The 21,826-nt window shown below is 47.8% G+C and carries 25 protein-coding genes and 1 rRNA gene; 7 read left to right on the forward strand and 19 right to left on the reverse strand.

Annotated elements, in window-relative coordinates; genetic code table 11:
• The 5 genes from V4534_07285 to V4534_07305 all read right to left on the reverse strand — a co-directional run.
• A 16S ribosomal RNA gene (locus V4534_07285) occupies positions 1–369 on the reverse strand; the annotation flags it as partial.
• A gap of 448 nt (positions 370–817) precedes the next feature.
• The gene (locus tag V4534_07290) at positions 818–1,711 is read right to left on the reverse strand and encodes a pentapeptide repeat-containing protein (protein MES2504663.1); all 894 of its coding nucleotides are present in this window, start codon (positions 1,709–1,711) and stop codon (positions 818–820) included.
• 12 nt (positions 1,712–1,723) lie between these two features.
• Positions 1,724–2,530, reverse strand: coding sequence for a pentapeptide repeat-containing protein (locus tag V4534_07295; protein MES2504664.1), 807 nt, complete (start codon positions 2,528–2,530; stop codon positions 1,724–1,726).
• Positions 2,520–3,083 (reverse strand): hypothetical protein, encoded by a 564-nt coding sequence (locus V4534_07300; GenBank protein MES2504665.1) that lies wholly within the window; start codon positions 3,081–3,083, stop codon positions 2,520–2,522. Before V4534_07300 ends, V4534_07295 begins: the two co-directional genes overlap by 11 nt.
• Before the next feature lie 49 nt (positions 3,084–3,132).
• Positions 3,133–4,059 (reverse strand): pentapeptide repeat-containing protein, encoded by a 927-nt coding sequence (locus tag V4534_07305; protein ID MES2504666.1) that lies wholly within the window; start codon positions 4,057–4,059, stop codon positions 3,133–3,135.
• A 62-nt stretch (positions 4,060–4,121) separates the two neighbouring features.
• On the opposite strand from V4534_07305, the gene V4534_07310 reads away from it, so the two are divergent.
• Positions 4,122–5,480 carry a hypothetical protein gene (locus V4534_07310; protein MES2504667.1) on the forward strand — a complete coding sequence of 453 codons (1,359 nt, stop codon included), beginning with the start codon at positions 4,122–4,124 and terminating at the stop codon, positions 5,478–5,480.
• A gap of 2 nt (positions 5,481–5,482) precedes the next feature.
• On the opposite strand, the gene V4534_07315 is transcribed toward V4534_07310, so the two are convergent.
• The 3 genes from V4534_07315 to dnaB form a co-directional block, all read right to left on the reverse strand.
• Complete coding sequence (locus tag V4534_07315) at positions 5,483–6,445, reverse strand: hypothetical protein (protein ID MES2504668.1); 963 nt, start codon at positions 6,443–6,445, stop codon at positions 5,483–5,485.
• The gene (locus tag V4534_07320) at positions 6,442–6,915 is read right to left on the reverse strand and encodes a hypothetical protein (protein ID MES2504669.1); all 474 of its coding nucleotides are present in this window, start codon (positions 6,913–6,915) and stop codon (positions 6,442–6,444) included. The genes V4534_07315 and V4534_07320 overlap by 4 nt, the downstream gene beginning before the upstream one ends.
• Before the next feature lie 64 nt (positions 6,916–6,979).
• Positions 6,980–8,386, reverse strand: a complete 1,407-nt coding sequence (gene dnaB, locus V4534_07325) for a replicative DNA helicase (GenBank protein MES2504670.1) — start codon at positions 8,384–8,386, stop codon at positions 6,980–6,982.
• A 120-nt stretch (positions 8,387–8,506) separates the two neighbouring features.
• On the opposite strand from dnaB, the gene V4534_07330 reads away from it, so the two are divergent.
• Positions 8,507–9,337 (forward strand): 2-oxo acid dehydrogenase subunit E2, encoded by an 831-nt coding sequence (locus tag V4534_07330; GenBank protein ID MES2504671.1) that lies wholly within the window; start codon positions 8,507–8,509, stop codon positions 9,335–9,337.
• On the opposite strand, the gene V4534_07335 is transcribed toward V4534_07330, so the two are convergent.
• Complete coding sequence (locus tag V4534_07335; GenBank protein MES2504672.1) at positions 9,307–9,702, reverse strand: DUF1761 domain-containing protein; 396 nt, start codon at positions 9,700–9,702, stop codon at positions 9,307–9,309. The genes V4534_07330 and V4534_07335 overlap by 31 nt on opposite strands.
• Before the next feature lie 30 nt (positions 9,703–9,732).
• Positions 9,733–10,530 carry a GTPase Era gene (gene era, locus V4534_07340; GenBank protein ID MES2504673.1) on the reverse strand — a complete coding sequence of 266 codons (798 nt, stop codon included), beginning with the start codon at positions 10,528–10,530 and terminating at the stop codon, positions 9,733–9,735.
• 585 nt (positions 10,531–11,115) lie between these two features.
• On the opposite strand from era, the gene V4534_07345 reads away from it, so the two are divergent.
• On the forward strand, positions 11,116–11,310 hold the full coding sequence (locus V4534_07345; GenBank protein MES2504674.1) for a hypothetical protein: 195 nt from the start codon (positions 11,116–11,118) through the stop codon (positions 11,308–11,310).
• A gap of 25 nt (positions 11,311–11,335) precedes the next feature.
• A complete protein-coding gene (locus V4534_07350) occupies positions 11,336–11,560 on the forward strand; it encodes a hypothetical protein (GenBank protein ID MES2504675.1) in 225 nt (74 codons plus the stop codon).
• 102 nt (positions 11,561–11,662) lie between these two features.
• On the opposite strand, the gene V4534_07355 is transcribed toward V4534_07350, so the two are convergent.
• Both V4534_07355 and V4534_07360 read right to left on the reverse strand, forming a co-directional pair.
• The gene (locus V4534_07355) at positions 11,663–12,406 is read right to left on the reverse strand and encodes a hypothetical protein (protein ID MES2504676.1); all 744 of its coding nucleotides are present in this window, start codon (positions 12,404–12,406) and stop codon (positions 11,663–11,665) included.
• A gap of 105 nt (positions 12,407–12,511) precedes the next feature.
• Positions 12,512–13,861, reverse strand: coding sequence for a pyridoxal-dependent decarboxylase (locus tag V4534_07360; protein MES2504677.1), 1,350 nt, complete (start codon positions 13,859–13,861; stop codon positions 12,512–12,514).
• 54 nt (positions 13,862–13,915) lie between these two features.
• Between V4534_07360 and V4534_07365 the strand changes: the two genes are divergently transcribed.
• Positions 13,916–14,488 (forward strand): riboflavin synthase, encoded by a 573-nt coding sequence (locus V4534_07365; GenBank protein ID MES2504678.1) that lies wholly within the window; start codon positions 13,916–13,918, stop codon positions 14,486–14,488.
• Here V4534_07365 and V4534_07370 read toward each other — a convergent pair.
• From V4534_07370 to V4534_07385, 4 genes are read right to left on the reverse strand one after another with little or no spacing between them, the layout of a single operon-like run.
• A complete protein-coding gene (locus V4534_07370; protein MES2504679.1) occupies positions 14,451–14,750 on the reverse strand; it encodes a hypothetical protein in 300 nt (99 codons plus the stop codon). The two genes, V4534_07365 and V4534_07370, sit on opposite strands and share 38 nt — an antisense overlap.
• A 30-nt stretch (positions 14,751–14,780) precedes the next feature.
• Positions 14,781–15,524, reverse strand: coding sequence for a TatD family hydrolase (locus V4534_07375; GenBank protein ID MES2504680.1), 744 nt, complete (start codon positions 15,522–15,524; stop codon positions 14,781–14,783).
• A complete protein-coding gene (locus V4534_07380) occupies positions 15,518–16,579 on the reverse strand; it encodes an FAD-binding protein (protein ID MES2504681.1) in 1,062 nt (353 codons plus the stop codon). Before V4534_07380 ends, V4534_07375 begins: the two co-directional genes overlap by 7 nt.
• Positions 16,555–17,349, reverse strand: a complete 795-nt coding sequence (locus tag V4534_07385) for a metal ABC transporter permease (GenBank protein MES2504682.1) — start codon at positions 17,347–17,349, stop codon at positions 16,555–16,557. Before V4534_07385 ends, V4534_07380 begins: the two co-directional genes overlap by 25 nt.
• 92 nt (positions 17,350–17,441) lie before the next feature.
• Between V4534_07385 and V4534_07390 the strand changes: the two genes are divergently transcribed.
• Positions 17,442–18,278 (forward strand): hypothetical protein, encoded by an 837-nt coding sequence (locus tag V4534_07390; GenBank protein MES2504683.1) that lies wholly within the window; start codon positions 17,442–17,444, stop codon positions 18,276–18,278.
• Here V4534_07390 and pdxH read toward each other — a convergent pair.
• Entirely contained in the window at positions 18,275–18,910 is a 636-nt protein-coding gene (gene pdxH, locus V4534_07395; protein ID MES2504684.1) for a pyridoxamine 5'-phosphate oxidase, read from the reverse strand. The genes V4534_07390 and pdxH overlap by 4 nt on opposite strands.
• A gap of 63 nt (positions 18,911–18,973) precedes the next feature.
• Here pdxH and V4534_07400 point away from each other — a divergent pair, with 63 nt between their 5' ends.
• Positions 18,974–19,642, forward strand: a complete 669-nt coding sequence (locus V4534_07400) for a deoxynucleoside kinase (protein MES2504685.1) — start codon at positions 18,974–18,976, stop codon at positions 19,640–19,642.
• Here V4534_07400 and V4534_07405 read toward each other — a convergent pair.
• Together V4534_07405 and V4534_07410 are read right to left on the reverse strand one after the other, a co-directional pair.
• Positions 19,639–20,553 carry a TIGR01777 family oxidoreductase gene (locus tag V4534_07405; GenBank protein MES2504686.1) on the reverse strand — a complete coding sequence of 305 codons (915 nt, stop codon included), beginning with the start codon at positions 20,551–20,553 and terminating at the stop codon, positions 19,639–19,641. The two genes, V4534_07400 and V4534_07405, sit on opposite strands and share 4 nt — an antisense overlap.
• Entirely contained in the window at positions 20,540–21,712 is a 1,173-nt protein-coding gene (locus V4534_07410; GenBank protein MES2504687.1) for an Npt1/Npt2 family nucleotide transporter, read from the reverse strand. The genes V4534_07405 and V4534_07410 overlap by 14 nt, the downstream gene beginning before the upstream one ends.
• Between the last annotated feature and the right edge of the window lie 114 nt (positions 21,713–21,826).

A 21,826-nucleotide genomic window follows, 5' to 3' on the forward strand; every position in this document is an offset into this window, starting at 1 on the left:
TTCCCCACTGCTGCCTCCCGTAGGAGTCTGGGCCGTGTCTCAGTCCCAGTGTGACTGGTCGTCCTCTCAGACCAGTTACCCGTCGTAGCCTTGGTGGGCCATTACCCCGCCAACTAGCTGATGGGACGCGGACCGTTCATTCGGCGCGAGTTGCCCCGCTTTCTTCCTATGAAGCGAACTTCTTAGGAACTTATCCAGTATTAGCCAGCGTTTCCGCCGGTTATCCTGAACCAATAGGTACGTTATCCACGCGTTACTCACCCGTGCGCCACTTTTGTTAAGGAGCAAGCCCCTTAACTCTCGTTCGACTTGCATGTGTTAGGCATGCCGCCAGCGTTCGTTCTGAGCCAGGATCAAACTCTCCATTTTTTTCTGGCTTAAACTTGTTCTTACTTTTTTAATTCTCTCGGAATTAACGTTTCATGTTTTATTTCGGTTTCTTATTTGGTTTTCAGAGAGCTTAAAAAGACATTTACTTCGAAGGGCTTTCTGTCCGACTGACAGCGCCCCGTGTTCGAAGTGAGTGGGATAATACTCGGATTCTTTCGGACGTCAATAGCTGCCCCCGTATTTTTTTTAGGAATCGAAATACTTGTTTAAAATCAGCAGGTTACATGGCGACAACTTTCGAAAAGTATGGAACGCCAAGAGCGTCGATCCTATGCATTCATGAACGATCAGCGATCAGCGCATAATCCCCGATCCAAATACAGCCCGTTCTTAGGCCGTTCTGCGCGATACGTTGATCACCTTTGCGATCACTGGCGACGTAGAACGTGATCGCTTTCAAGCCCTGAGAAGGCCATCTGGTCTCGATTTAATTGGGCCCGATTGACCAATTTCGCTCCGACTCGCTGTTATTAGGCAGCCCTTCTGCAGGTCCTTCTCCATCTGGGATGTTGCAATCAGCGGCGCCACCGGAGCGATATTGTCCGCCTGGCATTTTAGTTCCACACAGGTGACCTTCCAATAGTCGGATTGATGCTGAGTTTAGTTCTGCCTGACTTAGATCGGCGCCCCTGAAATTGACGCGTTCCAAGCTGGCATCTCTAAAAGAGGTCTTGGCAATAAACTTGGCGTTAGAGAAGTCAGCGCCATCCAAGTCTGATTTCTCAAATGATGTGTTCTGAATGATCGCTTCCTGGAAATCTGCTTGTTCTAGACTGCTATTTACAAACTCAACCCAATCGAGATTCGCGTTCTTGAAATCTACGTCAAATAGGTCTGTTTTGCTGAATTTGACCCTTCTAGCGGTGACGCTCTCAAATTTTGAATCTTTCATCTGACCCTGAGTTACAAGCGTGTTCTCAATCTTCGCCCCTGCGAAGTTTGCAGCGCGGCTTCGTATGTTATTAAGCCGTACACGGTCAAATTGAGCCGTAGCAAAGTCTGCACCTCCTAGATCTGAGGCAGTCATGTCTACATATGCGAATCTAGCCCCAGCGAACTTTGCATTTCTGAGATCAGAGCTATGCATGCGAATGAAATCTTTTTCAGTGCCAATGAACTGGGTCGATTTAAACTGAGCGCCCTTTAGGTGTGCACGATCAAAGCGCTCTCCCGAAGTAAACTTCTGGTTATTGCACTTGGCGCGTGCCGTTAGAACGCAATTGCCGTTGCCATCTGGGCCCTGAGCATGTCTCACACGTTGAGCCCAAGCGCTGCCTCCTAAAATCAGTGTGAATGCTAGTGTCGAAATTTTGTAGTTCATAGTTTTCCCCCTTTAATTACAGCTGTCGTTATTTACCTGTCCGTTTGATTGAGTCGTGTTGCAGAACACAACGCCAGTTTGGATTGAGTTGGCGAATGAGCCATTGAATAGGTTTGCCGATGTAAAGTCGACCTGTGTCAAATCGGCGTTGGTGAAGTTGGCGGCGGTTAGATTTACCCCTATAAATATGCCCTGGGCCAAGTGAGCCCCGTTCAAGTTTGCGCCGGTCCAGTTTCCCTGAAAGCATTGCGCCTGAGTTAAGATGGCGTTTTCGAATACCGTTGCTTGCGCTGACACCGTGACACAACTGACGTCTGTGAAATCGGCTCCGGTAAAATTGGCTTTATCGATCGTTGTCTCGTTGATCACTGCTCGGTGCATGATTGCGCCTCTAAGTACGGCAGAGACAAGGCTTGCTCTCGAAAAATCAGGTTCTGTAACGATCGCATTTAGCCAGGAGCTCGTATCTAGAATCGCCTGATTAAAGATGGGCGATTGGCCAAAGGCGTTATCGAAGCTGGCGGCGTTCAGTTTGGCGTTTACAAAGAACGCACCGGTAATGTTGGCTGAATCAAACCTGCTTTGATTTAGAATCGCGTTGGTAAAATCGGCATTGGTTAGATTTGCACGGGTAAACACTGCCGCTGTTAGATCCTGGTTTCTAAAGCTGACGCCGGTAAGATCGCGTCCGGTAAAGTCTTTGGTGGCGCCTGCGCCGCCTAAGTATTGGCTATTAGGCGTGAAGACTGAATCATTCAGATCACCACATGCGCTAAACATCAAGATAACCGCAGGGATGACAAATAACTTAAAATTCATAAGCCACCCCTACGCTCACCGAGCCTCCGTGGATGGTTCTGCTAACGGGCGATCCTGAAATCAGTGCGTGGAAAGAGTAGCCTAGCTCGCTGAATACCCCCCAGTGGTTATTGAACAGGTAACGTACGCCGGGAAGGATGGCGAAATGATAGCCCCAGTTTGCGGGACTATTGAAGTAGACCGTGGGCCCTGCGAGAAATTGAACGTAAACACCTAAAAAGCCACTGCCCTCGCTGAGGCCGATGGGTAACATGACTCGGGCAGACACAGATGGGTCCAATGCGTAAGTACTCGACTGATAGTAGCCAGCGATCTGTCCGCCTAGTTGCAAAGTGTTCGCGATCTTGCCGGCTCCAATTGGTAGATTGAAGCCTAGGGATAAGCCTGGACCCACCCAATTGCTGCCAAATAATTGAGTAAGCTTAAAAGTAAACTCCGCCGTTTCTTCGCGAATCGGCTTTTTGACCTCAGGTTCCAAAAAGCTGATTCGGGCTGTCTGAGCCACGCTTGCGCAGGAAAAACCCAGGAACATGGCCAGACAAAAATGTCTCATAAATATACAATATCAAACGACTCGGGATGAGTTCAAGCAATCGTTGAAATTATTTGGCATAACATTGATTTAGTGCTGAACTCCAGCGGCATATCGAAGCGGAATCGCATGCTTTCTTTTCCGAGAAGGTGCACTGGCTTAGACATTTGTCCTGCTTCCACTGGCAGATTTGACCCGAACCTTCGCAAATATCTTTTTCTGCCAGCTCGCCGCAGCAATCGAGCATCTTTTGTCCTTCGCATGAAGACGATCGATGCAATTCACCCTCTGTATCCACGGCAAAGCAGGCGCGCTGCTTAACTTGCTTTTGATCCAAGTCGCTCAATTTGGCATGGGTCATCCGGATGCCGTTAAAGTTCGCTTGCCCCAAACTGGCTCCTTCTAATTGTATGGAACCAGCGAAGACGGCGCACTCAAACTGCGCGCTAGAAAGTTTCGCGCGCTTAAAATTGACGCCCTCTATATGTGCATGCGCGAAATTAGCGCGGGCCGCATTACTGGAAACCAAGTTTAAATCAACAATTTGAGCGTTGTTTAGCTTGGCATCAGGAAGTCTTGCACCACTCATATCCACATGCGTTAGGGCAGATTTGGAGAAATTTGCTTTAGCCAAGCTTGCGCCTTTGAAGCTCGAGTCACTGATCTTGGTATGATAGAAATTGGCCCCGCGACCAATAATCCTGTCTAAATGAGAATGCTCTATCTCAGCATCAGTAAAATCCGCATCTTGAAAATCGGTCCCCTTGGCGGATACATAGTCTAACTTGGCTTGCGTAAACTTGCTGGATTTAAACTTCATGCCGTTCAAATTTATTAGCGAGCCGCTAGTTCCTTTAAAACTTTGCTCTGCGCAGTCGGACTTAACTTTGACAACACACAGTTTTTCTTCAAGGTTTTTGCCAATCGTTTTTATCGACCTTTCTTCCCCTGCCAGCACTGTCAGGGCAAACATAGCGGGAATCCAGAGCTTTCTCATTAATCCAAGGTAACAACGATTCCAAATTGATTTCAATCGAAACTATAAACTATAGTTAGTTAATGAGAGCAGCATTGCTCATATTTATATATTCTACCCTCTGTGCAGGCAGCGCAGCACCCCTCCGGGAGCAAGCCAACGCGCTGGGGGACAGAATCGATGCCATTCAAGACTTTTTGCAAAAGCAGCGAACTCTTAAGACGGACGACCTGTTTGCAATCGCTCAATCTTTCCTACGTGCCTTTCCAATAAGCACTGAGGGGGCTGAGCCAAAAACGGCAGGGGCATACGCAAAAGCTCGGGCTCTCTTTCTGTCGGGCAAATTTGAGCAGTCCCAAGCAATATTGCTGAATCTTCCCAAAGCTGAGCGTTATGAATTCCAGCGCGTTTACCTACTGGCCGCAATTAAAGTGCATCAGGGCCAGTTAGACGCAGCTAGCAAATTGTTTGCATCGATGGCTTATCTTACCCCCCGCGATCGATCGGATATCGAGGTGCAACGCCTCGCATTGAAAGCCACTGGCATGATCGCTGAGGAGCAACATCAAGACGAGCTTGCTTTACGAATTTATGAGAAATTAGGTGACTGTGAATATGAACAGGCCAGAATTTATCTGGCACAAAATAATTTTCGTGCCGCGATGGCTCTCTTAACTAAGCTTCAAACTAGGCTTGCTGAGCGCCCTGAAACCTGGATAAATGACCAAGAAAGCATGCGCTCGCTTTTTCACATTCAAAACCGACTCATCACCGATCAAGAGGGCCTCGCAATGGCCAGGAATCACTATAATGATTTAGGCGCTGAGCTTTCAGGCTGGTTTGGACTATTACAGGAAAGATTGGATGAACTAGCCAAGCCCCAGCTTGAAATCCCGATTGTATGTCATCCCGGGACAGACGATTGCTTGGTAACTATCGCCTTGGATGAGAAAGTTTTGCTAGATCGCCAGGCTGTTTCGCCAAACATGATGGCAACTTTGCCGGTGGACTTTGGGACCCATCAGTTCTCGATTAACCAGCAAGCTTACTGGTTAACAGTTTCGCTTAGCAAAGATTTCCAAGCTGATTTTGTTTTTATGGACACTAAGCATGAGCGCCCTCAAACGGATTTAACATATGTGAGCAAGCTTCATGAGATGATTGGCCTCTCCCAGGCAACGAGCCAACAGCTTTCAGGCGATCAAAATACCACCTTCAATGAACTGAAACTCGGCTTAGAAGCATTAAGCGCAAAAGTTGCCCATGCTCAAAAATTAGAAGCATCTAGTTTAAGGCCCGAGTTAGCGCGTTACCTGAAGCAAATTGACGGTGAGATTCTACTCATTACATCCCAGGCCAATATTTTTCAGTCCGAAACAAGCGTTCAGCGTGAAGCAACCATTATCAAAGAAAAGAATGTAAAGCTAAAGATGCCAGATTAACGTTAGCTTACGGGCCGTAACCGCAAATCAATTCCAACCCGTCCTAAGAAATGACCCATATATCTCACTAAATCCAGCAGCCCTTCCTCAGACAACTGATCAACTCGCTTTTGCAATATCTCCTGTACGCCCGATGCATCGCAAATTCCTTGGCATCGCTTTCGAAAACTTTCCAACATGTCCACAGGATAAGTTCTTCTAATCCCCAGTGGTCCTGTATCGTCCGTCTTCGACAAAGAAGACGATGGCTCCGATGGATACAACTGGATCGCCCACGCCGATAAAGAATGAAGCAAAGCCGCTATTCTCTCGTCTTCATACCGACAGAAATAGCCAAAATAACAGCTTTGAGCAGCCTTAATATCAACGAATGTCTGGTCCAGCGTTCCTTGAAACAACTTAAGATGCGCCTGATTGAGCTCTTTGATCATCTCAGCGTCCTTTTCTTTACGAGCGACTTCATTTTTTTTTGGCTGAGACCAGAAGGTTTCGCCCAAAGAAACATCGCGAGCGATGGCTCGAGCCACGGTTGCAACCGCTAATTTATTGGCGGTGCCAGCGGCAATCGCAGCCGGGGCGTTGCGTTCCTTAGAATACTTCTTAAACAGCCGGTCCAAAGTATATACAGACAAAAAAACCCAAACAAGTAGCAATGGTGCCCACTCCCGTAAACTTTCTGAACTGGAAACATCGGGGAGTAGTCCCGGAGCCAAGATAACTTTGATAAATAAATTAGCCACGCCCCATGTAGCTGCTCCCAGCGTTTTCAAACGGCGGTCACGAACACTCTCGGCAGCACTCAAGTTTTCCCAGGGCTTTATACGGTAGTCAAGGCTGGCGCATACACTCAGCAGCAACACTGTAGGCGCCCAACCCGAATTCCAGGCATACTCAAACGAGCCAGGTTGGGAGAAATGGGTTAGAAGAGAAGCCATCAATACGACAGCTCCAATTTTCAGCATCACAGAAATTTTTCCGAAATTACGATGTTCATTTTGCGAGCGAACTTACTAAAATATTTCGCCCGAGCATTCTGTTGATGACTTATAAGTTCATTTAAATGGTTTTGAAATTCGTTCACAACCACTTTGCTCGCACAATGGCTAGCGTAATCGGCCGCGAGCTTATCTAACAAGGCATGGGCTCTCCACGCCGGAGAGTCTTTAGGGGGATTATCTTCAGGATAAACAGGTTCAATGGAATCAGCCAGCTCGAGCAGACGCCTTGCTATCGTATTTTCATCACTTCTAAAATAGCCCACGGACTTGGCCAGATCATTCGAGCAATTTTTAAGCTGGTTATGCAGGTAGTTTTCCTTCAGCTCTTCGGCTATCTTCGCTGCTCTTAAAACAACACTGATATCAACAGTGCCATTTGGTCCTGCAAACGCGTGATTCATAAATAGAAAACAAATTAAAACAAGAATTCTAAACATACCTAAACTTTACGTCGATTTTTATTTTTTTCAACAGTTTATTTAAAGCACGCATAGACACTAGTTAACGTCCTGAATGATCCAGGTCTACGAAGCGCGTAATGTTATTAAAGAAGCGCAACTCGAACTGACCTGTAGGCCCGTTACGGTTTTTGGCAATAATGATCTCAGCAACGCCCTGCTTATCTTCCGGCGTTTTATCGCGTAAGTAATACTCTTCACGGTACAAGAAAGCAATAATATCCGCATCCTGCTCAATCGCACCGGATTCACGCAAATCGCTCATCATCGGGCGCTTATCCGTTCTCGATTCAACCCCACGATTCAGCTGGGACAAAGCAATCACCGGGATTTTAAGTTCGCGAGCAATGCTCTTAAGGCCTTTGGAGATTTCAGCCACTTCCGTAGCCTTGTTGTCGTAGCCTTCTGGGCCCGTCATAAGCTGCAAATAATCGACGATCACCAGTTTGACGTCATGCCTGAGAGCCATCCTTCGGCACTTGTTACGCATTTCGGCGATCGATAGCGCTGGGGTCTCATCTATATATAGAGGGGCTTCGCCTAAATGACCGGCAGCGGCGACCAGTTGAGCAAACTCGTTTCGCTGGACCATACCCCTTCGAAGGTTGGATAAATCGATGCGAGCTTCCGAACCGATCAAACGGTGAACCAACTGCTCTGCACCCATTTCTAAAGAGAAAAAGGCCACCGGTGTTTTGCTATGCATGGCCACATGGGCGGCAACGTTCAAAGTAAACGCTGTTTTCCCCATCGAAGGTCTTGCGGCCACAACAATGAGTTCGCCCGGTTGCAAGCCACTGGTTAAGCGATCAAAATCGGCGAAGCCAGAAGACAGACCCACCAAATGGGTCTTGTTGTTAAACATCAACTCCAGGCGTTTCATCGCCAGGCTGACCAGTTCTTGAATCGGGATCATCCCCTTTTGGGACACTTCATCTCTGATTTGTAAGATAACCCGTTCGGCTTCATCGATTACATCAACGACTTTGCGATCCTGACGATACGAAGACTGCACTACTTTGGTAGCAGCAGAGATTAACTTACGCAGCGTGGATTTATCTTTAACCAGCTTGGCATATGCGCCCACATGAGCGGAAGTCGGAAACAATGTCTCCAAACCAGCCACAAATGGCGGCCCGCCAACTTGATCCAACTTTTGAGCCTGGATCAGCTCATCCACCACCGTAATGGTATTAACGGGTTGGTGATCTGCTGCTAGCGATTGCATCGCCGCGTATACAGCCGCGTGAGCAGGATGATAAAAATCGTCAGCCCGCAGGCCTTCCATGTTCACTTGTTCAAAAGCTTCGCCGTCAATGAGCAGCGAGCACAAAGTACCGCGCTCAGCATCCAGTGCATGCGGCGGCTGGCGCCCGTGCAAGCTGCTGAGCTGCAATGAGGTATCAGAATCCGATGAAGGCTTTTGGGTATCCATTTCTTGATTAAACATTTAATTCACTAGCGTTTATGAGCCGCTCACCTCTAATTGCCTGTTTGAGCCTCACCTGACAAGGGGGGAGCCCGCCCTCAAAGCTTGTCAAAACTCGCGCCGACTGCCTATAACCTTATGATGACCAAGCCTTATCAGATGACCGCGCGCCGCAAACTCGCCATTGCCACCTGGGCTTCTCCTAAAGAGGGCAACATTTATGGCAAAATGACCATCGATATGACCAATGCCCTGGGTTATATGAAGGAGCTGAATGAAACGGCGTCAGAAAAAGTAACCATCACCCATTTGGTTGGCAGAGCCGCAGGTCTTGCGCTCAAAGCTGCGCCTGATCTGAACGGCCGCATTGTCTTTGGCCGATACATACCGCATGAAACCGTCGATCTCGCTTTTTTGATCGCCATCCCCAATGGCTATGATTTAGGCAAGTTTAAGGTTTGCAATATCGATCAAAAAAGCCCCCAGGAGATTGCTCACGAATTAAAAGCAGCCGCCCTCAAGTTGCGAACAGGCAAAGATGCGGAATTTAAGAAAAGCCAAGGTCTTATCAAAGCACTGCCTACCTTTATAATTCGGCCCCTTTTAAGGCTCACAGGCTATGTGACCGGCGCGCTGGGTCTCAATGTCAAAGCTTTGGGGCTTGAGGCTTATCCCTTTGGATCAGCTATCATCACCAGTGTCGGCATGCTGGGCATTGATGAGGCCTACCCCCCCCCTACCCCATTCGCACGGGTACCGGTGTATCTTGTCGTAACGCAGATTAAAGACCGTCCCGTGGCCCTGGATGGCCAAGTGGTCATTCGGCCGCAATTGGATCTGACGGTCACCATCGATCATCGTTTCATTGATGGCTTTAGAGCTGCGCAGCTGTCAAAAATCATTCGGCAATATTTAGAAGATCCAAAAGCTTTCGACAGTGCTCAGGCCAAAAGTCCAAAGACCGCCCCGTAAATCAAATACTGCAAGATGTGATAGCCCGCATCAATCAGCCAAAGTTTGAAACTTCGGCCACCGAATTGGTAATTAATGCCAAAAGAGGTTGCGACAAACCCTACCCCAATCAGCAATCCCAACGTTAAAGCCTGACCGATGGCAGGATGAGGGCCGACAAGCCAGCCAAAGATTGCGGCTGAGATCAAAGAAAATAGAAACGAAGCCAAAAAGGGCGTGGCGCCATGCCCCTGGCCTTCTGGTTTAGGATCTATTTTCGCTTCACGCACCCAAACAGCGCCGAATAAGCAATTAGAATACCAAAGACCGCCCAATAGAAAAATAGAAAGCGCTGAGATCAATAAAGGAAAAAATGCAACATTCATGTCATTTATTTAACATAGATTCGCAAAATACTACTTTCTGACTTTCACAAACAACCTAAGCATTACCTGACTGCCCAGCAGATTTTCCAGTTCTTTGCGCGCAAGTTGACCAATCTGTTTCAACTTTTCGCCGCCTTTACCGATGACAATGGATTTATGTCCGTCCCTGGCCACTTCCAAAATGGCAGAAATATCGACCAAACTTTTCTTAGAATCTTCTCTGCGGCTTTCATCGAACGATTCAATATGCACCTGCATGGCATGCGGTACTTCTTTTTCAAGAGCCAACAGAACCTTCTCTCTGATAAGCTCAGCGACGAGTTCGCGTTCCGATGCATCGGTAATCGCTTCTTCGTCAAACAGAAATTTTGCTTCAGGCAAAAGCGAACTAAGCGTTTTCACCAGATGCGGCAGACCTTCTTTGGTGCGCGCAGATACAGGGATAATCAGCGCAGGGTTCAGCAATTCATGCCAAGCTTGCATCACGGGCAAGACTTCTTTCTGGTCTTTAAACCGGTCAATCTGATTCAAAATCAAGATGACATTCTCAGGCAAACGCGCAGGGGGCTTGGTAGGGTTCAGCTTCGCATCCGCAATCCAGCAAACAACATCAGCCGCTGGCACGGAGCCCTTATCCGTCATCCCCGGCGTATCGACAAAAATCAGCTGAGCATTTTCTTTGGTAACCACACCATTCAAAACGCGTCGCGTCGTATTAGGTTTGTAAGTCACCGGCGCTAATTTCTGGCCGATCAAAGCATTTAATAAAGAACTTTTACCTGCATTAGGCAAACCCACCAACGCAATCGTCCCGCAATGTTGTGTCATAAACGTTTATATAAAGTGCTTTCCGATACTCTACAAGGCAGCTCATCCGTTTCTTAGACCCGTATTGACTGAATATATTTTGACCTAGAGAGCGCAAAAATGCGAACAATCCGTCTAAGTATCATGCTTCTTTTTTGCCTTTCATTTGCGCAAACTGCCAACGCAGACTCGTTTCGCAAGTTTGCTGCGGATTTTGCAGGATCTTGTGTTTACGGTGGCCTCTTCGTAGTATTTCTCCAACAAATAGGCGGTATCGGCCCATGGATGCTGTTCGCAGCTCATAAGATTTTGATAGAGCCCGGAGTACGCCGCAAGGAATAAGAGCGCAACTCGCGCAGCTAATTGCGTATGTCGAAAAATTTCGTTCTATGCACAGCATTTCTTGTCGCCAGCATTTCATACTCCCTACCTGCGCATGCGTCCTTTAGTGCGGGTACGTGGTCTAAACTTGGCGCGGGTTATGTAATATATTGTGTTGCTAGCGCAGGGGGAATAGCTAGCGTCCTGGCCATGATCGTGGAGGGGCTTGCAATCAAGAATCCTAGCGGATCGAAATAGGGGCGCGGCTCTTTACGTTGATGTTGCATGACGAAAAAGATCATGTTGTGCACCCTCTTGTTGATGGGCAATGCATCTTTAGCCTGTCCCAATCTTCACCCTGAGGTGAGAGCGTTTGGGAGCGACATGCTGACCATAGCTTGTCGTTTTGCCTGGGTAGGCCTCACCATCCTTGGCGTCAGAACAACCATCTTGGGTCTGCCGGATTTTTTGAAATACTAACCACAAGCACAACGTTGCATAAGTCATGAACAAAAAAATCACGCTGTGTGCTCTTTTACTTCTTGGAAACCTTTCTATGGCTCATGCTACTGGCGGCGTCCCACCTGCGGGAGCGGGGATTAGCGTTGGTAGGTTATTTATGTATGCAATGGCAGCGGGTGCTGGCATAACCTTTGGTCCTTGGATTTTTGGCGCCATGGCAGTTGCCAGCGCAGGGGTTGTGGCTGGGGCAGCAGGTAAGCTCAAATAACGGCCCTTTGAATATCCTCGAAACACATTTGCACTTGCTCTAAATGCGTGCGAAAGCTCAGAATACAAACTCTAACATGCCTTCATTCGTACTTTTGGCGCTTTAATTGTCAACGTCGAGGTTGTCAGCTTCACCGCTTCCATCTGTTGGCAAAGGGCATTCGTATTCCCGTATTAGCGCAGGGCAAATATCATTTACGACAGCTTGAAAGGCATCTTCATCTGAGGACAAGAGGGATTTAACAAGAGCAACATCGCTACACTTTACAGCGACACAAAGCCGCCAATGCGTAAGTTTCAGAAAAACATCTCTATCTTTGTCACAGCTATTCAAAAATCGGTCATAAGCAACCTTTCCGCTTAGATCTGAAACTAGCGCCATTCCAAAATCTCTATTTATATCATTACACTTTTGAGTCCCACTATCTTGAGGCTCATCGGCGCGTAAATCGTCAACGTCCAGCTTGTCAGCTTCATCGCCGCCATCTGTTGGCAAAGGGCACTCGTAATATTTTACCGGAGCAGGGCAACCATTATTTATCACAGCCCTGACAGCACTTTGATCCAGGGACTTAAGAAGAGCAACATCGCTACACTCTATGCCGATCCAAAGCCGCCAATTCGTAAGTTTCAAGAAAACATCTCTATCTCTATCCTTGTCGCAGTTAGCCAAAAATTGGTCATAGGCAACTTTTCCGCTTGGATCTGAAAGTAGAGCCATTTTAAAATCATTAAAATCTTCACACTTTTGAGTCCCGCTATCTTGAGGCTCATCGGCGTGTATTTTTGTACTCGCAAAAAAAATAACCATAAGCAATGTTGCAATCGTCCCGCAATGTTGTTTCATATTTCAGCTTTATAGGCGTCTTTTAAACATCCTCAAGGCGGGCCGGGATAACAGTCCTGTGCCTAATCATGCTTGCGGTGGCGGTATACGGGAAATTCTCCGACTCTAGTCTTTTAGCGCCAATTGAATATCCTCGAAACACATCTGCACTTGCTCTAAATGCGTTCGAAAGCTCAGAATACAAACTCTAACCGCTGACTCGCCACGAATGCGCGTCGGTGCCAGGTAAACGCGACCGAAAGCGTTTACCCGTTTCACTAACTCTTCGCTCGAAACCGTGCCGGTTGGCTTGAAAATCAAAGTGCTAAGCTCTGGTTTCGCCATGATTTCAATCGGTAACTGTCGCAATTGTTCGTCTAGCCAATGCGTTAACGCTAATTTTTCGCCCAATGCCTGCCGAAATGCACCAGCGCCATGGAGTATCAAAGGCAACCATAGCCTCAGGCCCCGAAATTCGCGGCTTAGCTCAGGGCCTAAGCTGGCAGGCGAATTGATATCGCAATTGGCCAGATAATCCGCCTGGTAGGTATGAATGCGCAGCAACGCCTCTCGATCTTTCACCAGCAAGCAGCCGGTGCCATAAGGAAGAAACATGCCTTTATGAGGATCGAAGGTAATTGAGTCGGCCATAGAAATGCCGCGAAGGCGTTTTTTGCCATCTTCGCACAATACAAACGCACCGCCGTAAGCGGCATCGACATGAAACCAAAGGCTTTCGGCCCGGCACAGTAGTGCGATGTCTTCGAATGGATCGATGGCGCCTGTGTTGGTTGTCCCTGCGGAGCCGACCACACCGATGGGCCTTAGGCCATTGGCGCGATCCTGCTTCAGCTGCGCTGCCAACGCCGGCATACTTAATTTAAAGGCTGAATCCGTGGCAATTGCCACACAGTTTTCTGGGGGAAATCCCGCCAGAAATGCTGATTTTTTGACACTGTGATGAACTTGATCGGACACATAAATAATGGCTTTAGAGAAATCGCCTGACTTACCCAGGGCATGAACGCGCATGGCCATGAGCGCGGTTAAGTTGGCGATCGAGCCGCCAGAGGTGAAGATACCGAACGCGCCGGTCGGTAAACCGAACTCGTCGCACAACCAATTTAAAACGCTGTTTTCTAAACTAATCAACATGGGCGCATGAGACTCAATGCCAGTAAAGCGGTTCATTAAGTTGCCAATAAAGCCAGCAAGCGCAGAGCTTTTAATGCCCCCGCCCGGGACATAGGCGAGATAGCCAGCAGCGGTGGTGCCCATTGCCTCTGCGCACCCCTCATGGAGCAGCGCCAGAATTTGAGAGAGACCACCAGTGAGAGGTTCTTCTACGATCCCGGGAATCGACTGTGCCCCGATACTTTCAGGCATGACATCGGTGCCCAGGCCACTGGCAAAATCGGTTATCTGGCCTTGCCAATCGCGCCATTCACTTAAAGTAGGTTCAAATCCATTTTTCACCAGGATTCATAGGCCCAGATTGACATTTTTGGTGCTGGGTTCAGTATTTTCCCTATGTTCACGGGCATTATTCAAAACATTGGCACTTTTAACCGGCAAGGCGGCAGGGTTAGCATCGAGTCCACCATGGACCTAAGCGATGTTGCCGCTGGGGATAGTGTTGCCGTCAACGGTGTTTGCTTAACGACGTTAGAAAACCGCTGCCTCATATTTGATCTTGGCCCTGAAACGCTTGCCAAAACAACTTTGGGGGGTTTAATCAACGGCTCTAGTGTCCACCTCGAAAAAGCTATGCGTTTATCCGATCGACTAGGAGGGCATCTGGTGCAGGGCCATGTCGATGGCGTTGGCGAAGTTTTGAGCAGACGCGAAATTGACGGCTCGCTCGAGCTTGTTTTCGAAGCCACCAAAGAGATTACGAAATACTGCGTGCCCAAAGGCTCCGTCACGATCGAAGGCGTTAGTTTAACTTTGAATCAGGTGGACAAGCAAAGCTTCGGGGTTTGCTTGGTGCCGCATACTTTAGAAAAGACGGTTTTAGGCGCTTTGCAGCCAGGCGCCCATGTGAACATTGAGAATGATTTGATTGTTAAAACAATTGCGCATCTTTACGCCAACGCACAATAATTTCTCGCTGTGACAGTGAGCCTTCCGTTGAAAAAACCGTGGCCGATTCTTTGCCATCTTTTTCCATGGTTAGTTTGAAATCGAAGCACAAGATACACCGGTTAGCCCGGATCTGTTTGATTTCAGTGATGTTGATGCCTTGGCGTTCTTTGAGCCAAGTGCGAACGGCTTTGCTTTTTGCAATCGCTTCATAGCATTCTGGCGGGGCAGCTAGCGCCGAAGTGGTTACCAGCAGCATTGCCAAAGTAAGTATTTTTCTCATGATAGCCTCCGAATGGAGCTATCTTCGAGACTAGGATTGTGGCCAAAAAATCTGCAGCGCGTTTTTGCCGGTTTGCTCGATCACTTGGGCTAAATCTATTTCTTTAAGCTCGGCTATTTTTTGAGCGACTAGTCGGACGAAGGCTGGCTCATTGGGCTTACCGCGGTGGGGGATCGGGGTGAGAAAGGGCGCGTCTGTTTCGATCAAGAGCTTATCCAGCGGGGTTTCCCTGACAACCATCCGGAGCTCGTCAGCGTTTTTGAAGGTGACGATGCCGGAGATCGAGAGATAGCAACCTAGGTTTAGGAATGCTTTGGCGTGGTCTCTGTTGCCGGAGAAGCAGTGGATGACGGTAAATCCACCCGTCTGCTCAGATAAAAACGAGAGGCAGTCTTCGTAAGCGTCTCGGACGTGGATAATTAGGGGCTTTGTGAGTTCTCTGGCTAGTGCTATTTGAGCCTTAAAAACTCGGCTTTGACTCTCTCGGTCGGAGTGGTCGTAATAATAATCTAGGCCGCATTCGCCGATGCCAACGCATTTTGGATCGCTGGCCATGGACCGAATTTTTTCCAGATAATCAGGCTCTACTTTTGACGCTTCGTGAGGGTGGATGCCGGCTGAAAAGTAAACGTCTGATTGAAGCATCCCGAATGCCTGAGCATCGCTCGAGCTGGCTATGTCACAACCAATATTGATAAAGCGCTCAACGCCGCTTTCTCGGGCGCGTTGCAACACTTCCAAATTTTCTACATGGCAATGGGTATCGATTAACATAATTCTCCAGCGCGATAGCCGCTTAAGATTGCTCGGGCTAGGCCGCCATCAGTGAGCGGATCATAGCCTCCAATGCTTGAGCCTGCGGCGATAAGATTAAGCGCATATAATTCGCCAAACTGATCTAGCGGCCTTTGTTGATGGTCCACTTTTAAGCCACGCGAAAATAAGGGATCGCCTTGAATGGGTAGACCAAACAGAACTTCGCGTTTATCGACAAAACCACCGCTCAGAAACCGACCAGTGGCCAGGATTATCTGCTTAGGCGCTAATTTTTCACCGCTGGTCAATGTCACTTCGGTAACACGATAGGCTTCGCGTTGAAAACCTGCCAAAGAATCAATCTGGACGCCCCGGCTCAAGGCATTTCCAAGGCGCAGGCCTGGGATCGAATGCGACTGGCCTAATAACTCGCTGCCCATACACCCCGACTGCTTCGCTAAATTTTCTAAAAACCTGCCCGGCGATTTTAAACCGAGCGCCGCTGGGAAAAGCAGGTGCGAAAAGCCTTGGGCGGTGCCACCTATCGCAGCCAAGCAACGCGCTTGCTCACCTGCATCATCAAAATTCTTAGCGAAGTTTAAGAAGCTGGTCCAGGATTCTTGATCTTTGGGCTTAAACTCTACCACCAGCGGCTTGGCTCTAAAGCCCTGCTCGCAAAGCATTTTGGCAACTGGCGCGGCTTCGAAACTGTTTAACCCTGTAAACTCAGCAACGCCAAGGATTTGCTCGCCAGACAACTTGTTCAAATCGAAGGCTTGAGATTTTTGCACCATGAAGCACTTTTTCACAGCACCCATCTGAGTGATCGCTTTACTCGTCTCCATCAAAAACAACTCGGCAGTGAGCGTTTGAAACAGGGCGAATGCTTTCGCTGCGTCAGCTTGCTCGGACTCAGCGGGCTTCAAGATATCAACAGCCCCCGAAGAGTATCCACTGGCACCGGTGGATTTAGCGATCCATCGGACCTCAAGCCCCCGTTCTTTCGCTCTAGCAGCCGCCACCGCGCCGGCTGCGCCAGCTCCGATGACTAGGACATCTGTTTGGTTCGACATGTCTGAACTCCTAAAGCCATCAGTAAAAAAGCCGCAAAACACAAAACAATGGTTGGGCCCGATGGTAAATCGCCATAGTAGGAGATAACTACCCCGACAAAGCTAACCAAAGCCCCGACGGTCCATCCCACCCACAACCTGGCGGCTAGATTTTTCACCAAAATGGTCGCGATAACCGCCGGGATGACCAAATAGCAAAAGACCAATAAAACACCGGCGATTTCAACGGAGCTTGTTACCACCAAGGCAAAACTGCAGTAAAAAGCGAAATCCCAAAAATAACTCAGCTTGCCAGCTTCAAACGAAGCTTTGAAAAATTGTTTTCTGAAAACCCAGTGAAACAGCCCAATCGCCGCGTATAAAATCGCAGCAAAGCCGAGCGTTTCAGGCTCAACCCATAAAATGTTTCCGGAAAAAAGTTCCCGAAGCTCATCCGCACCATGAGGAAGCCCACTGCTCGCTAAAATGGTGGCGGCCAAAGCGACTGCATAAAAGATGCCGATATAAGCTTCTTGAGAAACATGACGTTCTTTCGCTTTGGTGATCACCAATAAAATTGCGCCGCAAATAGCAAAAACCAGTGCGGACAACTTCGGGGCAACGCCTAACAAAATCCCGACCACCGAGCCTAAAGCGGCTACCTGCGCCAAAGCCAAATCCACAAAAACAACCTGACGCGCCAGCACATGAATGCCCAAATAGACGTGAATCCCCGCCAGCAGCAGGCAAGCCACAAAGGGCCAAAACATGGTTTGAATAAAATCAGGCATAACAAATAGCTCCGGAAATAAGCAGATTTACCCTCACAAGCCTCACAATGCAAGGAGCGCGCCAATTTTGAGCCCAACTTGATATTTTTGTTATGCGTCACATCCTCATTGCTTCCTTTATTTTTTGCGGCACCTTAAGTTCAACAGAAATAGACAGCTTCACGCTTCGAGATAAAACGCTCAAAGATGGCACCGCCGAAATGAACGCCATGATGCAGCGCTATTTAGACAGCGCCGTGGCAAAGATGAATCGCGCCGGCTCCTGCGATGCCAAAAAATTCGAAGACACTTTGCACGGCCTCACCGGTGGCTTGGCCTGGTCCAAGGTCGAAGGTGAAATCGAGCATTCTACCATCTTAGACAAACGCACTCTGCCTAGATGCGAATCAGTTTACCAAGATATCTGTTTGGTCGATGGCGTTGCGCTCTATTTAGCGCGGCTAGGATTTTTGATGCGATTCGGGAATCTCTATATTGGATCCGACAAGTTCGGTCATTTCATTGATCAAGGCTTCGACTATTATCGATCGTTCTCGCTCGAAGACGGCATGCGCTTTGGGGAAATGACTGAAAGAACCTACTATGGCCTCATGACCACAGCCGTATATTCCTACGGGGATTTGTCAGCCAACTTAGACGGGTATCAATTCTGGTCAAGTCTAGCAAAAGGCGATGATCCTTATTTCACTTGCCAAAATAACAAGTGGACCCAGGTAAAACGTTTCGACTGGATGGATTACGCGAATGCAGCTTGGGACGAGGGTTTAAACTGCAGCTTCTATCGCAATGAAGAAGTGACAGAGCAGGTTCACGCCCGAATTAAAAAGGCAGGCTTCACCTGCCCGGTTGATAAATCCTACTGCCCTGAAATGATTCGGCACTACGGTTATCTAGCGCCCCGAGTAATTTCGCAAGCTTGCTTTTATTAAGGCGCCAGGCGGCTTATCGTCCATTGCCTGCCTTTTAGGTCGTAGCTAAAGCGATCATGAAGGCGGTTATTTCGGCCCTGCCAGAATTCAAAATGGAAAGGTTTTAATAAATAGCCGCCCCAAAAATCTGGCCTTGGGATTTGTTTTCCTTCGTATTCTATTTCCAGCCGCTGATATTGCAACTCAAGGTCTTCGCGGTTTTCTAGGGTCTGACTCTGAGGTGAGCACCAGGCGCCAAGTTGACTGCCCCTGGGCCGCTGGGCAAAATAAGCGGCTGAGTCTTCCGCCGAAAGTTTGCTGACCTGGCCGCGTAGGCGGACCTGGCGCTCCAGCTCTGGCCACCAAAATACGCCTGCGGCCTTTGGACAACTTTCGAGCTGGTGAGCTTTATGGCTATTATAATTGGTAAAGAAGTTGATGCCTCGCTCGCCCGGGTCCTTGACCAATACGATGCGTGCGTCTGGCATACCGTCCGCATCCACGGTAGCTAAAGTCATCGCATCGGGCATCATGGGCTCTAAGTTTTTGGCGTCCAAGAACCATTTTACAAACTGCTGCATCGGGTCTGGATTAAGCCCGGATTCTTCCAAATGGCCCTGCAAAAATTGACGACTGTGCATAAAATACTTCATACAGGTTAAAAGCCATCCAAGTAAATCTCCAAAATTGAATTTATCCTGATATAAGCCTCTTATATGTTTGCTGAAGGATATATTGGAATTGCCGGTACGATCGGCGTTGGGAAATCTACGCTCACCGAAGAGCTTGCCAAAGCTTTAGAATTTGAGCCTGTTCTCGAAGAGGTCGATGGCAACCCTTATTTAAATCATTTTTACGAAGACATGAAAGAATACGGCACCATGATGCAGATCTGGCTGTTAAATCAGCGTTTTCGTCAGCATCGCGAGTTTGTCAATCGAATCAGTTTGGGTAAAATCAAAGGCGTGGTGCAAGATCGAACCATTTGGGAAGATACCATTTTTGCCCGAATGCTCAATCATCATCCTGATAAAATAATCAGCGATCTCGATTATAATACTTATCTAGATCTGTTTGATAACATGGTTTTAAGAGAGCTCGTTTTTCCGCAGCTTTTAATTTATCTAGACTGCAAACCAGAAACTGCCATTAAGCGCATTCACTCTCGCGGTCGAAGCATGGAAAACGCGATCGATTTAGATTATCTCAGATCGTTGAAAGAGCATTACGACCAGTTTGTCGTTGAAATGGAACAAGCGGGCGTGCGCGTGCTCAGGATTTCGTGGGAAGAGTTCAGGCCGATTTCAGAGATCGTCAAACAAGTGCATGAATTCTCACTAAAACCGTCGCACTATACCAAATGGGTTAGGCCTCTTCGGCGCTAGGTTAAAATCGCAGCCAAAGCTTTTTGCAGGGTTGGGTACTCAAACTCGAACCCCATCTCCAGCAGTTTTTTGGGCTGTACTTTCGCGCCTTCAACGAGCATGGTTTTTGCCATTTCGCCATAGCGCCACACAATCAGCGATTCGGGCATATTGAGCTTACAAGGCCTTTTGAGCACCTTAGCCAAAGTCTCAGAAAATTCGCGATTGGTCACAGGGTTCGGTGAGGTTAAATTGACCGGACCCGTGGTTGGGCTTTTAAAAATCAGAAATTCGACTGCAGCAATCCAGTCAGCTAAAGATATCCAGCTTATAGGCTGGTTTCCGGAAGCAATATAAGCACCAAGGCCGGTTTTAAAAAACGGCAACATGCCTTTTAAAACACCACCTTCAGTGCCCAAAACAGGCGCGCTTCTTAAGTGGATCGTTTGGATTCCTTTTTCTTGTGCTTGCCGTGTTGCTTCTTCCCAAGCCACACAGAGACTTGCCAAAAAATCATCTCCATGAGGACTGCTTTCATCAAATACTTTATGATCATCCGTGCCATAATACCCCACCGCAGAAGCAGAAAGAAACAATTTAGGAGGCGTTTTCAGCTTAGCCAATGTTTTAGATAGCAGTTCGGTCGATTGAATCCGGCTTTGAATTAGCAGCTCTTTTTGACGCGGCGTCCAGCGTTTATCAGCGATTGGGGCCCCTGCGAGGTTGATAACAATATCAACCCCTTCAAGCCCTACCCGTTCGATATGTCCCGATGAAGGATTCCAATAAACTTCTTTGGAAGTACCCTGACTTGGCTGAGAGCGAATCAGCCTTTTAACCTCGGCCCCATGAAGTGTGAGCGCTTTGGCAAGAGCCTGACCCAAAAATCCTGAGCTACCAGCTATAGCAATGGACGGGTTAGGCTTCCTCATTATATAACGATACAACAGATTTGTAGCGCTTCACAATCAATCCAGCCAATAAAATCCAGCCTACCATCAGGGCCAAAACCAAATGCATACTATAAGCTGCAAGCCCAAAAGTGAGCATAAAAATCATTAACAAGGCCGCACTGCTCTTGGCAATTCGATAAACCAAGATATCAATGAGCGCCTTTCCTTGCGTTTTTTCGGCATGACTAAGCGGAATATAAAGCATTTCTTTGGAAGCCCTGAACAAAGAATAGTCAAACATCTTGCTAGAAATCTTCAAAATCGCCGCACCCATAAATCGTGGGCTGCCAATAAAGCTACAAACAAACACAGACAAAAACACCGGAATGCCCACAAAAACGCCACCCATGCCTAAAAGCTTGATAATATAGCCCGCAAAAAACTGCAGAAACGCAGCCAAAACATTGTCAACGGTATGAATCTTACCAATAATACCCGTGCGAACGTCCGTATCCGTATAAGTTGCTTCCAAGAAAGTGTTCCACTGCAAATCAATCAACGAAACCGAGATTTGCACAATCGCGATCAAGAACAACAAAGGCAGCAAATAATGGCTATTTTTGACAACCGACAACGCTTTCAGGCCAACCGCCCGCTTTTGAGCGTCAACCACTACCGGCTTAACCAGTAAATTTTTCGAAAACACCCAAGTGAGCAGCGCACAGGTCCCAAGACAAGGCACCACGCCAAGCAACGCCATCGAAGTGCCAAAATGATCGGCCAGCACCCCAACCATCAAATTACTAAATCCACCAATCGAGCCAATGGCCAGCACCAGCCCATAGGAGCGGCGTGCAGATTTAAGGTTAAAAAGCGTATCCGCCAAGCTCCAGAAAATCTCGACCAGCAACACCATGTAAACTTCACGCCAAACGTAAAGCATGTAAACTGATCCAGGCAATCGAAGCTCATACATCCACAAACAAATCAACATCACCAAAATACTGATAATAGCGGCGCAACCAAGCAATCGCAGCAAAGAATATTTAACGTTAAAATGATTGTAAAATCCAATCGCCAGTGCAGTCACAAAAGGTGACAACAAATAAACCAAAGGCAAATTTTGCGCGCCGTGATGCTTTAAAAACAGACTGTCGGTCACAGGTCTGGCAAAGCCATAACTCGCGATAATGCACATGCTCAGAAGCGAAAACTGAATTAGTTTTATGTGGGAATTGGGCTTTTCTAAAGTCACTGCCTTTCTTTAGACACCCTTTGTTTGATTTTCAATGCCCATTTTTTGTAGAATCGG

Source organism: Myxococcota bacterium (assembly GCA_040387835.1).
Classification (GTDB): Bacteria; Myxococcota; UBA727; order UBA727; family JABDBI01; genus JAZKCZ01.